The 12148-nt window shown below is 62.0% G+C and carries 12 protein-coding genes; 4 read left to right on the forward strand and 8 right to left on the reverse strand.

Going from position 1 to position 12148, the window contains the following annotated elements; genetic code table 11:
* The first annotated feature begins 19 nt into the window (after positions 1 to 19).
* Positions 20 to 1066, forward strand: coding sequence for an ABC transporter ATP-binding protein (locus FDM28_RS02615; RefSeq protein ID WP_138512745.1), 1047 nt, complete (start codon positions 20 to 22; stop codon positions 1064 to 1066).
* Positions 1067 to 1072: 6 nt separating this feature from the next.
* On the opposite strand, the gene FDM28_RS02620 is transcribed toward FDM28_RS02615, so the two are convergent.
* The 8 genes from FDM28_RS02620 to def form a co-directional block, all read right to left on the reverse strand.
* A complete protein-coding gene (locus FDM28_RS02620) occupies positions 1073 to 1978 on the reverse strand; it encodes a phosphoribosylaminoimidazolesuccinocarboxamide synthase (RefSeq protein WP_138512747.1) in 906 nt (301 codons plus the stop codon).
* 94 nt (positions 1979 to 2072) lie between these two features.
* On the reverse strand, positions 2073 to 3155 hold the full coding sequence (fba, locus tag FDM28_RS02625) for a class II fructose-bisphosphate aldolase (RefSeq protein WP_138512749.1): 1083 nt from the start codon (positions 3153 to 3155) through the stop codon (positions 2073 to 2075).
* 170 nt (positions 3156 to 3325) lie between these two features.
* On the reverse strand, positions 3326 to 4759 hold the full coding sequence (gene pyk / locus FDM28_RS02630; protein ID WP_138512751.1) for a pyruvate kinase: 1434 nt from the start codon (positions 4757 to 4759) through the stop codon (positions 3326 to 3328).
* Positions 4760 to 4947: 188 nt separating this feature from the next.
* The gene (locus FDM28_RS02635) at positions 4948 to 6141 is read right to left on the reverse strand and encodes a phosphoglycerate kinase (RefSeq protein WP_138512753.1); all 1194 of its coding nucleotides are present in this window, start codon (positions 6139 to 6141) and stop codon (positions 4948 to 4950) included.
* Between the two features lie 227 nt (positions 6142 to 6368).
* Positions 6369 to 6728 carry an AzlD domain-containing protein gene (locus FDM28_RS02640; RefSeq protein ID WP_240791875.1) on the reverse strand — a complete coding sequence of 120 codons (360 nt, stop codon included), beginning with the start codon at positions 6726 to 6728 and terminating at the stop codon, positions 6369 to 6371.
* Positions 6725 to 7468, reverse strand: coding sequence for an AzlC family ABC transporter permease (locus FDM28_RS02645; protein ID WP_138512755.1), 744 nt, complete (start codon positions 7466 to 7468; stop codon positions 6725 to 6727). Before FDM28_RS02645 ends, FDM28_RS02640 begins: the two co-directional genes overlap by 4 nt.
* On the reverse strand, positions 7468 to 8475 hold the full coding sequence (fmt, locus tag FDM28_RS02650; RefSeq protein WP_138514223.1) for a methionyl-tRNA formyltransferase: 1008 nt from the start codon (positions 8473 to 8475) through the stop codon (positions 7468 to 7470). The genes FDM28_RS02645 and fmt overlap by 1 nt, the downstream gene beginning before the upstream one ends.
* A gap of 21 nt (positions 8476 to 8496) precedes the next feature.
* Positions 8497 to 9006 (reverse strand): peptide deformylase, encoded by a 510-nt coding sequence (gene def, locus FDM28_RS02655; protein ID WP_138512757.1) that lies wholly within the window; start codon positions 9004 to 9006, stop codon positions 8497 to 8499.
* A gap of 141 nt (positions 9007 to 9147) precedes the next feature.
* Between def and FDM28_RS18205 the strand changes: the two genes are divergently transcribed.
* From FDM28_RS18205 to FDM28_RS02670, 3 genes are all read left to right on the forward strand, one after another.
* Positions 9148 to 10365 carry a LysM peptidoglycan-binding domain-containing protein gene (locus FDM28_RS18205; RefSeq protein ID WP_138512759.1) on the forward strand — a complete coding sequence of 406 codons (1218 nt, stop codon included), beginning with the start codon at positions 9148 to 9150 and terminating at the stop codon, positions 10363 to 10365.
* Between the two features lie 15 nt (positions 10366 to 10380).
* Entirely contained in the window at positions 10381 to 11547 is a 1167-nt protein-coding gene (gene dprA / locus FDM28_RS02665; RefSeq protein WP_138512760.1) for a DNA-processing protein DprA, read from the forward strand.
* An 87-nt stretch (positions 11548 to 11634) separates the two neighbouring features.
* Positions 11635 to 12132 carry a Smg family protein gene (locus tag FDM28_RS02670; protein WP_138512762.1) on the forward strand — a complete coding sequence of 166 codons (498 nt, stop codon included), beginning with the start codon at positions 11635 to 11637 and terminating at the stop codon, positions 12130 to 12132.
* Positions 12133 to 12148 lie beyond the last annotated feature (16 nt).

Here is a 12148-nt window from a genome sequence, read left to right on the forward strand (position 1 = left end):
CTTACGGATGACGACTTCCATGAACAACACAGGCATTTCTTTCCGTCAGGTCTCCAAGCGCTACGGCGGCGCCCACAGCCCTCTGGTGGTCAACGCGATTGACTTTCATGTTCCCAAAGGAACGCTGACCACCATCCTCGGTCCGTCCGGCTGTGGCAAGACCACCACCCTGCGCATGATCGCCGGGCTGGAGTCGCCCTCCAGCGGTCAAATTTTCATTGACGGCCGCGATGTCACCCACCTCGGACCGGCGGAGCGCAACGTGAGCATGGTCTTTCAGAGCTATGCCTTGTTCCCCCATATGTCGGTGCTGGAGAACGTGTCCTACGGGCTGAACGTGAGCGGCGTCCCCAAACAGGAGGTGGGCGAGCGGGCCCGCTCAGCCATGGCTATCGTAGGCTTGGGGGGGTACGAGAGCCGCTACCCCGCAGAGTTGTCTGGGGGGCAACAGCAACGCGTGGCATTGGCCCGTGCGCTGGTGCTGGAGCCCTCTGTCCTCTTGTTTGATGAGCCGCTGTCCAACCTGGACGCACGCTTACGCCGGTCCATGCGCGAAGAAATCAGGGCACTGCAACAGCGGCTGAAACTGACGGTGGCTTATGTGACGCATGACCAAAGCGAAGCCTTGGCCGTCAGCGACCAGATCATTGTGATGAACGCAGGGCAGATTGCTCAGGCAGGCAGTCCGCGCGAACTGTACGAAAACCCGCAAACGGAGTTTGTGGCTGGCTTCATGGGCGAAGCGGTATTGCTCAATGGCCAATGCCTGGAGAATGGCTCGGTGGAATTGGGCCCCTTGACGCTCTCAACACCGCGCCGCTTGAACGCAGGCCCGGTGAAAGTGGCGATTCGCCCCGAAGCATGGTCCGTCAATCCCGGACACAGCACAGGCCTGCAAGGCACGGTGAGCAAAGCGGCCTATCTGGGGAGTTTTCAGGAATTGACGATAGATACCGTTTTGGGGCCCATCTTCGTCGTGGCCTCAGATGCCCAAGGCCACTGGTCCCCCCAGGACGATGTCACCTTGAACATCAGCCAAAGGGGCGTATCCGTCGTAGCGGCTTGAGGACGATCAGGTCGTCAAGCGCTGCAGGGCTTCGCGGTACTTGTCGGCCGTCTTCTCGATCACCTCGCGCGGCACGCGGGGTGCGGGTGGAGTTTTGTCCCAAGGCTTGCCGTCCACTAATGCCTGCTCCAGCCAGTCGCGCACGAACTGCTTGTCGTAGCTGGGCGGGTTGGTTCCCACTTGGTAACTTTCCACCGGCCAGTAGCGGCTCGAGTCAGGGGTGAGCACCTCATCCATCAGGGTCAGAGTGCCGTCCTTGTCCAGGCCAAACTCGAACTTGGTGTCTGCAATGATGATGCCCTTGGTCAGCGCAAACTCGGCCGCCACCTTGTAGATGCGGATGCTGATGTCACGGATCTGGGTCGCGAGGTCCAGACCGATCATTTCCACGGTTTTCTCGAAGGTGATGTTTTCGTCGTGGTCGCCGACCGCGGCCTTGGCCGCCGGCGTGTAAATGGGCTCGGGCAACTTGCTGGCGTTTTGCAGGCCAGCAGGCAACTTCACGCCGCATACCGCGCTGTTCTCTTGGTATTCCTTCCAGCCACTACCAGCCAGGTAGCCGCGCACCACCGCCTCCACAGGCAGGGGCTTCAAGCGCTTGACCAGCATGGAACGGCCTGCAACCTGCGCCACCTCTGCGGGAGTCACTACGCTTTCAGGAGCATCTCCGGTCAGGTGGTTGGGGCAGACGTCGGCGCCGTTCTTGCCCAGCTTCTCAAACCAGAACAACGCCATCTGCGTCAGCAACGCGCCCTTGCCGGGAATGGGCTCGCCCATGATCACGTCAAACGCACTGAGCCTGTCGCTGGCCACCATCAGGATGCGGTCGTCGCCCACTGCGTAGTTATCACGCACCTTGCCGCGGGCAAGCAAGGGAAGAGACAAGGCGGAGGTGTGCAAAGCTGAAGTCATGGCGTCCACATAAGTAAAAAGGCTTCGCCCCCGGAATGGAAGGCGAAGCCTTGGATTATCGCAAGTTCGGGCCGGCGTGCGGCACCGCAGCGTCTCAGGCAGCGACTGCGGACTCCTGCACCACCTGGGCCAGCTCACCGCGCGCGTATTGCGCTGCCACCACCTGCAGGCTGTGGCCCTTGATGCTGGCCGCACGGCCTTCGCAACCGAACTCGATGTAGCGCTGCTTGCAAAGCTGCTTGGCGGCTTCGCGGGCGGGCCTGAGCCACTCGCGGGCATCGAATTTTTCCGGGTTCTCGAACATGAACTTGCGCACCGCAGCGGTCATGGCCATGCGGATGTCGGTGTCGATGTTGACCTTGCGCACGCCGAAAGGAATGGCGCGCTGCACCTCTTCCACCGGCACACCCCAGGTTTGGGCCATCTTGCCGCCGTACTGGTTGATCGCAGCCAGCAGCTCTTGCGGCACCGCGCTGGAGCCGTGCATAACCAAATGGGTATTGGGAATGCGGGCGTGGATTTCCTTGATGCGGTCGATTGCCAGAATGTCGCCCGTAGGCTTGCGGGTGAACTTGTAGGCGCCGTGGCTGGTACCAATGGCAATAGCCAAGGCGTCGAGCTGGGTGCGCTTCACAAAGTCAGCGGCCTGCTCGGGGTCGGTCAGCAACTGCTCGCGGGTCATGATGGCGTCGGTGCCGTGGCCGTCTTCCTTGTCGCCTTGCATGGTTTCCAGCGAGCCCAAGCAGCCGAGTTCACCTTCCACGGTGACGCCCAGTTTGTGCGCGAGGTCCACCACCTTGCGAGTAACGTCCACGTTGTACTCGTAACTCGCAATCGTCTTGCCATCGGCTTCCAGAGAGCCGTCCATCATCACGGAGCTGAACCCGAGGTCAATGGCGCCTTGGCACACCGCGGGGCTCTGACCATGGTCCTGGTGCATCACCACGGGGATGGAGGGGTAGCTTTCCACCGCCGCCTGGATCAGGTGCTTGAGGAAGTGCTCACCCGCGTATTTGCGGGCGCCGGCGCTGGCCTGCATGATCACGGGGGCGCCGGTCTCCTTCGCGGCCTCCATGATGGCCTGGACTTGCTCCAGGTTGTTGACGTTGAACGCCGGAATCGCATAGTTGTGCGTCGCAGCGTGGTCCAGAAGCTCGCGCATGGAAACGAGTGCCATTTTTCTATCCCCAGGAAGTTAATAACCTGCAACAGCGGTTGATGTAACCGCTTGGTAACTTGTACCGTTGCCGGATTCTAACCGCCGGAGATTGCCACGTCCTATCGCCCGAACGGGCCCATGAAAAAGGGAGCCTCAGCTCCCTTGTGTATCTGCCCGATAAAACCGGCTTAGCTCACTGCGCAAATCTTGAGCATATTGGTGCCGCCCGGAGCGCCCATGGGCTCGCCACAGGTAATGGCGTAAATGTCGCCCTTTTGCACAATGCTGCGGGTCTTGAGGTGCTTTTCGGCGTCCATCAAAGCGGTGTCGCGGTCTGCGCTGGTGCTCATCAGCAGGGGGCGCACGTTGCGGTACAGCGTCATCTTGCGCTGGGTGCTGACCTTGGGAGTCAAGGCATAAATCGGCACATGGATCAAATGGCGGCTCATCCACAGCGCGGTGCTGCCGCTGTCGGTCATGGCCACAATCGCTTTGGCACCCAAGTGGTGGGCCGTAAACAGTGCACCCATGGCGATGGACTGGTCAATGCGGGTGAAGGTTTTGCCGGTGAAGTCGGCATCCAGCTTGACCATCTCGCTGCCTTCGGCGGCGAGGCAAATCTTGGCCATTTCAATCACGGTTTCCAGCGGGTACTTGCCGGCAGCGGTTTCGGCCGACAGCATCACCGCGTCGGTGCCGTCCAACACCGCGTTGGCCACGTCGCTCACTTCGGCGCGGGTGGGCACCGGGTTGGTGATCATGGACTCCATCATCTGGGTGGCGGTGATGACTACTTTGTCGTGCTCACGGGCCAGCTTGATCATGCGCTTTTGCAGGGCGGGCACGGCGGCGTTGCCGACTTCCACCGCCAAGTCGCCCCGGGCGACCATGATGCCGTCAGAAGCCAGCAAAATTTCTTCCAGCTTGGGGATGGCCTCCGCGCGCTCGATCTTGGCGATCAGGCCGGGCTTGTGGTTGTATTCGGCTGCAGCCACGTTGCACAGCTGGCGTGCCATTTCCATGTCCGTGGCGTTTTTGGGGAAGCTCACGGCCACGTAATCGGCCTGGAAGCTCATCGCAGTGCGGATGTCTTCCATGTCCTTGCCGGTCAGGGCGGGAGCGGTCAGGCCACCACCCTGCTTGTTGATGCCCTTGTTGTTGGACAACTCACCGCCCAGCTTCACGGTGGTGTGCACTTGGTCGCCAACCACGGCGTCCACGGTGATCACGATCAAACCGTCATTGAGCAACAGCACATCGCCGGCTTTGACTTCGCTGGGCAGGGACTTGTAGTCCAGGCCCACGGCATCGATGTCACCCAGCTCGGTGCGGGCGGCGTCCAGGATGAACTTCTGACCTTGCTCCAAAAAGACCTTGCCTTCGGCGAACTTGCCGACGCGGATCTTGGGGCCTTGCAAGTCGGCCATGATGGCCACTTCGCGGCCGGCACGCTGGGCGGCTTCACGCACCAAACGGGCACGGTCGATATGGTCTTGCGCCTTGCCGTGGCTGAAATTCAGCCGCACCACATTGACCCCTGCACGGATCATTTGCTCAAGGATGGCGGCATCGCTGGAAGCGGGGCCGAGGGTGGCAACAATTTTGGTGGCGCGGCGCGGCATGAATCTGTCTCCTAGAGGTAGTTACCTATTTTCACACGCAAGCATGTATCTTGGTTACATGCCAGGCACAAGATACCCGCGTGCGGGTAAATACCTAGTTACCAACAAAAAAGCACTTTTGATGATGCATCAAAAGTGCCTCTAGCGCTCGCCAATTCTGCGCGAGCAGATCCTATTTCAGGAGCAAATTAAACGGCTGCGCGCTTGCCCAGAATCTCAAAGGCCGGCAGGGTCTTGCCTTCCAGCACCTCCAAGAAGGCGCCGCCACCGGTGGAGATGTAGCCCACCTGCTTCTCGATGCCGTACTTGGCAATCGCGGCCAGGGTGTCGCCACCACCGGCAATGCTGAAGGCATCGCTCTCGGCAATCGCCTGGGCAATCACCTTGGTGCCGTTCTCAAACGCGGCAAACTCAAACACGCCGACGGGGCCGTTCCACACGATGGTGCCGGCCTTCTTGAGCTGGTCGGCCAAGGTCTGGGCCGTTTGGGGGCCGATGTCCAGAATCAGGTCGTCGTCGGCCACATCCGTCGCAGCCTTGATGGTGGCAGGCGCATCGGCGGCAAAGGTTTTGGCGGTCACCACATCGGTCGGGATGGGCACGGCCGCGCCCCGCGCTTTCATGGCTTCGATGACGGCCGTGGCTTCCGCCAGCAAATCAGGCTCAGCCAGGCTCTTGCCGATTTTCAAACCGGCGGCCAGCATGAAGGTATTGGCAATGCCACCGCCCACGATGAGCTGGTCCACATTGGCCGCCAGGCTCTTGAGGATGGTGAGCTTGGTCGACACTTTGGAGCCGGCCACGATAGCCACCAAGGGGCGCTTGGGCGCCAGCAGGGCTTTGGAGATGGCGTCCATTTCAGCCGCCAACAAAGGGCCCGCGCAAGCAACCGGTGCGAACTGGGCGATGCCGTAAGTCGAAGCTTCCGCGCGGTGGGCGGTGCCAAAAGCGTCGTGCACAAAAATGTCGCACAGCGCGGCCATTTTCTTGGCCAAGTCTTCGTTGTTCTTTTTCTCGCCCTTGTTGACGCGGCAGTTTTCCAGCATCACCAATTGGCCGGGGGCCACGGTCACGCCGTCGGTCCAGTTCGCCAGCACGGCGATCTCGCGGCCCATCAGCTCGCCCATACGTTTCGCCACGGGAGCCAAAGAGTCTTCGGGCTTGAACTCGCCTTCGGTGGGACGACCCAGGTGGCTGGTGACCATGACAGCGGCACCGGCTTTCAGGGCCATCTCGATACAAGGAATGCTGGCGCGGATGCGGGTGTCTTCGGTAATAACACCGGCGTCATCTTGCGGGACGTTCAAGTCAGCACGGATAAACACGCGCTTGCCAGCGACTTGGCCTTGGGCCACCAGATCGGAGAAACGGATCACTTGCATGGGGAAAAACCTCGGAAGAGTGGAAATGAATTAAGGCGCACAGCCCGCGCGGCGCGGCAACAGCCCGCATTGTAGAAGTGCCCACCACGCCAGCGCCTCGTAACGGCAACGTACCGCCCACACCACTGGCGCGGGGGAGCTGTTTCAGCGCAGGGCCGCCCCAAGCTGAAACCGCACCCCTTGGGGGGCAGCGACCCGCGCAGCGGTGGAGCGTGGGGGCCATGCCTTCACCAACCGAGGCCGATGTGCAGCGGCAGGTACACCACCATGCCCGACAGAATGGTGCCCAATACCGCCTGCCCTTGCCCGCGCCGCCAGAAAAAATACGCCAGCCCGCCAGCCACGGCATAGAGGCGCGCATCTTTCAGCGTGTGGATCATCTGGCCCTGCAGCATCACAATTTCCGGCACGATCACGGCCGACAGGGCCGCAATCGGTGCGTACTGCAAGCCACGCTGCGCCCAAGTGGGCAGCGTCCACTCTTTGTCCAGAATAAAGAAAAACGAGCGGGCCACTACCGTCACACAAGCCAGGCCCAAAATGGTGAGCAGCGTCCAGCTATCGGTCTCGCCCAGCAACCAACTCATGGCGCAGCCTCCCCGGTATCGGCGCCAGCAGAGCGGTTCGCCTCCAGGAGCAGACACACCGCCACGGCTGCGGCAATCGCCACCAGGATATTGAGCTTGAGCGGCAGGGCAAATGCCGCCACCGCCGCGGACCCGGCCACGCCCGCCGACACCCAGCGCATGCGGGTATTGGCCAGCGAGGCCAACATGCCCACCAACGCCAGAATGCCCGCAAAACCCAGCCCCCACGCCGTCGGCACAAAATTCGCCAGCACCACGCCGACCACACTGCTACCGACCCAGCTGGCCCAGTTGATGCCGCCATTGCCCGCGAGATAAGCCATTTGCGCCTGCTTCTGCGCCGCATCCACGCCCGGCTGGGGGTAGCGCTTGGTGAACAGCACATAGGTCAAATCAGCCGACAAGTAGCCGGTAATAAGGCGCTGCCACCGCGGCAGGTGCATGAGGTAGGGGCGCAAATGCGCGCTGAAGACCACAAAACGTAGGTTCACGCAAAACCCGGTGGCCAGAATCACCCACATCGGCGCACCCGCCTGGATGAGCGGCATGGCCGCGAGCTGGGAACTGCCGGCGAACACGGTGGTGGCCATCAGCAACGCTTCCACGGTGCTGAGGCCAGACTTGACCATGGCCACGCCCGTCATCAAGCCCCAGGCCGCGATGCCGGGCGCCACACCCGCCATCTCGGCAAAGCCACGCCGGTATTCCGGATGGCGGCGGTTGGCGGGCAGGAAAAACATCAGGCCGCAGACGCTGGCGAGGGCAGCACGTCGAATTGCATGCCCACCTCCAGCGGCATGCCACGCACGAAGTCGGACACCGGCATGCGCTTGCCACCGGGGCGTTGCAGCTCGGTGAGAAGCACTACGGAATTCATAGCAGCTACCGCAATACCATCGGGCGCTACCGCCACTATTTGCCCAGAAACGCCGGTAGCATCGCCACTCCCGACCCGGGCGCCCCAGACCTTGATGGTTTCGCCCTGCAGCACAGCCGTTGCCCCCGGAAAGGGGTTGAACGCCCGGATGCGGCGCACGATGCCAACCGCGTCGTCCGTCCAGCGGATCGGGGCTTCTTCTTTCTCAATCTTGTGCGCGTACGTCACGCCCTCTGCCGGCTGCGGCACGGGCGTCAAGGCGCCTTGCGTGGCGAGATCCAGCGTGTACACGATCATGCGGGCACCCAAAGCGGCCACTTTGTCGTGCAGGGTGGCGGTGGTGTCGTCCCCAGCGATCGGCAGCGCTTCTTTGAGCAGCATGTCGCCGGTGTCCAGGCCCACATCCATCTGCATGATGGTGACGCCGGTATCCGTATCTCCCACTTCAATGGCACGGTGAATCGGCGCGGCACCGCGCCAGCGCGGCAGCAAGGAGCCGTGGATATTCAGGCAACCGTAGCGCGCGCGGCCATCCGCATGGGGGGCTGCCATGTCGTCCAGCACCCATTGCGGCAAGATGAGGCCATACGCGGCCACCACCATCACATCGGCCTGCGCGTCCGCCATCGCCCGGCGCGCGGCGGCTGCATCCTCCGGGTACTTGCCATCCAGGCGCAAGCTGCGAGGCTGCGCCACGGGAATGCCGTGTTCCAGCGCAAACTGCTTCACCGCAGAGGCCTGCAGTTTCATGCCCCGGCCGGCCGGGCGGTCCGGCTGGCTCATTACCAAAGCAATGGTGTGGCCGGCGGCATGCAGCTCTGCCAAGGCCAGCCGGGCGAACTCCGGCGTGCCGGCAAAAATGACACGCAAGGGGCGCTGCGCGGCCGGCACTTAGCGTGCTTCCTCGCGCTTGGCCTTGATCAGCTTGGTTTTGATACGGTTGCGCTTGAGGGGCGACAGGTATTCCACAAACACCTTGCCCATCAAGTGGTCCATCTCGTGCTGGATGCACACGGCCAGCAAGCCGTCTGCCTCAATCACGCGGCTCTGCCCGTTGGCGTCCAGCGCCTTGCAATGCACCGCGTCGAACCGGGTCACCCCGTCGTAGATACCGGGCACCGACAAGCAGCCCTCTTCGTTGAGGTGGGTGGTCGGGCTGGTCCACACCAGCTCGGGGTTGATCAGGACCAGGGGCTGATCGCGGTCTTCGGACACATCGATCACGATGACGCGCTCATGGACATCGATCTGGCTGGCGGCCAGTCCGATGCCTTTGGCGTCATACATGGTTTCGAACATGTCGGCGGTCAGTTGGCGGATGCGGTCGTCCACACTGCTGACGGGCTTGGCCACGGTGTGCAGGCGGGGATCGGGATAACAAAGAATGGGAAGTAGAGCCATGAATGCTGCCTTGGAGATGTGGGTATTTTCGCCACTTTTACGCTTGCTTGCATTACAGGGCGGCCAAAATCGTTGCTGAATCAAGGGCTTGAGCGCAAAATCGCGCGTAAATTATCAAGTTCACACTCTGATTTGCACCCTATGACGAAACACCTAATGGCGAAATCCCGCCTAGCCATTGCGGCTTTGGCTGCACTGGCGGGCACGCTGGCCACTTCCGCCACCTGGGCACAGAATTTTCCGATCACTGCGGGGCAACGCGAAACCGCCAAGGCAGTCGCCCAAAAGGGTGTTCCTTTGAGTGAGCTGGCAGCCAACGCACCGGAGCGCTACACCGTCAAGAGTGGTGACACCTTGTGGGGCATTTCGACCCTCTTCCTCAAAAGCCCATGGCGCTGGCCCGAGCTGTGGGGCATGAACCTGGACGACATCAAAAACCCGCACCGCATCTACCCGGGGCAAATCCTCGTGCTGGAGCGCTCCAACGGGCTGGCCACCCTGAAGGTGCTGGGTAGCGCCACGGATGAGCCGGCCCCCGTCAACACCGTGCGCGTCAGCCCGCGCACCCGCTTTGAGACCCTGCCTGATTTCGCCCTGCCGGCCTTGCGCACCAGCGTGATCGAAGCCTTTTTGGCCGAGCCGATGATTGTGGATGCCGCCGGACTCAGCGCTGCCGCCCGCATCGTGGCGACCCAGGAAGAGCGCGTGCTGCTTGCCCGGGGTGACCGCGCGTATGCCCGCGGAACCGAATCCCCCTTGCTGGACAACCAAGGCAAGGAACAGCTATTCCGCGTGTTCCGCAACGCCACACCGCTCAAAGATCCCGGCACCGGAGAGGTACTGGGCTATGAGGCGCAGTACGTTGGCAAAGCATCTCTGGCACGCAGCGAGACCACTGCGGATGTGATCGGCTCTGAGGGCACCACCGTCAGCGCCGTGGTGCCCGCCACCATCGACATTATTTCGGCCAAAGAAGAAATGCGCGTCGGCGACCGCCTGCTGCCCGAGCCGCCCAAGCAGTTCGCCAGCTACACCCCCCACGCACCGGAAGGCAAAGTGGCCGGGCGCATTGTCTCGGTGTACGGCAGCACGTCCATCGTCAATGCCTCCCAAAACCAAGTGGTGGCCATCAACCTCGGCTTGCGCGATGGCATCGAGCGCGGCCATGTGCTGGCGATCCAGAAGGACGGTGCCCGCATTGTGGACAAATCGGATGCCACCCGTCCGCTGATGAAACTGCCGGATGAGCGCAACGGCTTGTTGATGGTCTTCAGCACCTACGAACGCCTGTCGTACGCCCTGATTCTTGAAATTACGGATGGCGTGCGCATTGGGGACCGGTTGGTGTCGCCCCGCTAAACCCTAGGCAACGCCTTGGAAGCGTCGGAATTACAAGGTTGGCTCCGCCTGGGGCTGACCGATGGCGTGGGTGACGTCACCGCACGCACCCTGCTGCAGCACTTTGGCTTGCCCGAAGCCATTTTTCAAGCGACCGAAGCCGAACTCTCCCGGTGCGTCACCGCCCGGCAAACCCAGGCACTTTTGCGCGTCCCTGAAGGGCTGAAGCATCTGCTGGAAAGCACCCTCCAGTGGCTCCAAGACGACCCCAGCCGTCGACGCATCCTCACCCTGGGCGATGCAGACTATCCCGCAGCCCTGCTGGACACCGAAGACCCGCCCTTGATGCTCTACGCCTTGGGTCGGGTAGAGGGCTTGGCAGACCACTTTGCGCGCTGTGCCAGCACCGGTATTGCCATCGTCGGCAGCCGCAACCCCACGCCCCAGGGCGTGCAAAACGCGCGGCAATTTGCCGAGGCGCTTGGGCAAGCAGGGTTGACCGTCGTATCCGGGCTGGCACTGGGTATTGATGGCGCGGCCCACGAAGGCGCCTTGGCGGGTTATGCATCGTCCGGCCTTGCCACGATTGCCGTGGTGGGTACCGGCTTGGACCGGGTCTACCCCAAGAGCCATCGCGACTTGGCGCACCAGATTTGCGACCAGGGCTTGCTGCTCAGTGAATATCCGCTGGGCACCCCACCGTTGTCTGCCAATTTCCCCAAACGTAACCGCATCATTTCCGGGTTATGCAAAGGCACATTGGTGGTGGAAGCTGCTTTGAAATCAGGCTCCCTCATTACCGCGCGATTGGCGGTCGAGCAAGGCAAAGATGTCTTCGCGATTCCAGGCTCCATCCACGCCACGCAGGCCCGGGGCTGCCACGCACTCATCAAGCAAGGCGCCAAGCTGGTGGAGTCTGCAGAAGACATTCTGGAAGAGCTGGACCTCAGCGCGGTTGCGCATCCGGCTGCTGATGCGTCCGGCCATGGCGAGCCACATCCATCGCCCGCTGAATCCTCGCTTTCCAGTCTGGAGAGGGGCTTACTGGACAGCATGGGCTTCGACCCCTGCGGTCTGGATGCCATTCAGGCACGCAGCGGGATGGACACCGCCACCTTGCAGGCCTTGCTGATGGGCTTGGAACTCGCCGGCTGGCTAGCACGGCTACCCGGCGGCAAGTTTCAGCGCCTGGGACGCTGCTGAAACTCCAAACGCCAGCCAAAACCCAGAAAAGAGGGGCAGTTCAGACCCGCAGACGGCGGCGGTTTTTTCTGCGATATATTGGCTTCCATGTTTGAAGTCCTCGCCTTTGTTTACGAAAACTACTACGCCGAAGATGCCTGCCCCGAGCCGGCACATCTGCAGCGCAAACTGCAAGCGGTGGGCTTTGAAGCCGATGAAGTCACCGAGGCCATGGACTGGCTGAACGGCCTCTCCAGCGCGGCCCGCTTTGCCCGGCCCATGGCTACGGATTTACCGACGGTGGTGCACAGCACATGGTTGCATTTGCCCGCGCCCGGCAGCATACGGGTGTATTCCGTGCCCGAACAAAACCACCTCGGCGCCCAATGCCTGGGCTACCTGAGTTTTATGGACGCCGCGGGGGTGCTCCCCGCTCACATCCGCGAGGTCGTCATGGACCGCGCCATGGCCACTCCACGTGCGCCGGTAGCGCTGGAGGACTTGAAAATCATCATCCTGATGGTGTTCTGGTCGTTCGGCCAGGAGCCCAACGCACTGGTGCTGGACGAACTGTGTGACGATGCAGGACACCGTATCGCCCACTGAGGGCTGCACCCACCGG

The sequence above is a fragment of the Rhodoferax bucti genome (assembly GCF_005876985.1).
GTDB classification, from domain to species: Bacteria; Pseudomonadota; Gammaproteobacteria; order Burkholderiales; family Burkholderiaceae_C; genus Allorhodoferax; species Allorhodoferax bucti.

Coding starts and splice junctions, on each gene's coding strand:
- FDM28_RS02615 (WP_138512745.1), top strand. CDS start 20: ATGAACAACACAGGCATTTCTTTCCGTCAGGTCTCCAAGCGCTACGGC.
- FDM28_RS02620 (WP_138512747.1), bottom strand. CDS start 1,978: ATGACTTCAGCTTTGCACACCTCCGCCTTGTCTCTTCCCTTGCTTGCC.
- fba (WP_138512749.1), bottom strand. CDS start 3,155: ATGGCACTCGTTTCCATGCGCGAGCTTCTGGACCACGCTGCGACGCAC.
- pyk (WP_138512751.1), bottom strand. CDS start 4,759: ATGCCGCGCCGCGCCACCAAAATTGTTGCCACCCTCGGCCCCGCTTCC.
- FDM28_RS02635 (WP_138512753.1), bottom strand. CDS start 6,141: ATGCAAGTGATCCGTTTCTCCGATCTGGTGGCCCAAGGCCAAGTCGCT.
- FDM28_RS02640 (WP_240791875.1), bottom strand. CDS start 6,728: ATGAGTTGGTTGCTGGGCGAGACCGATAGCTGGACGCTGCTCACCATT.
- FDM28_RS02645 (WP_138512755.1), bottom strand. CDS start 7,468: ATGTTTTTCCTGCCCGCCAACCGCCGCCATCCGGAATACCGGCGTGGC.
- def (WP_138512757.1), bottom strand. CDS start 9,006: ATGGCTCTACTTCCCATTCTTTGTTATCCCGATCCCCGCCTGCACACC.
- FDM28_RS18205 (WP_138512759.1), top strand. CDS start 9,148: ATGACGAAACACCTAATGGCGAAATCCCGCCTAGCCATTGCGGCTTTG.
- FDM28_RS02670 (WP_138512762.1), top strand. CDS start 11,635: ATGTTTGAAGTCCTCGCCTTTGTTTACGAAAACTACTACGCCGAAGAT.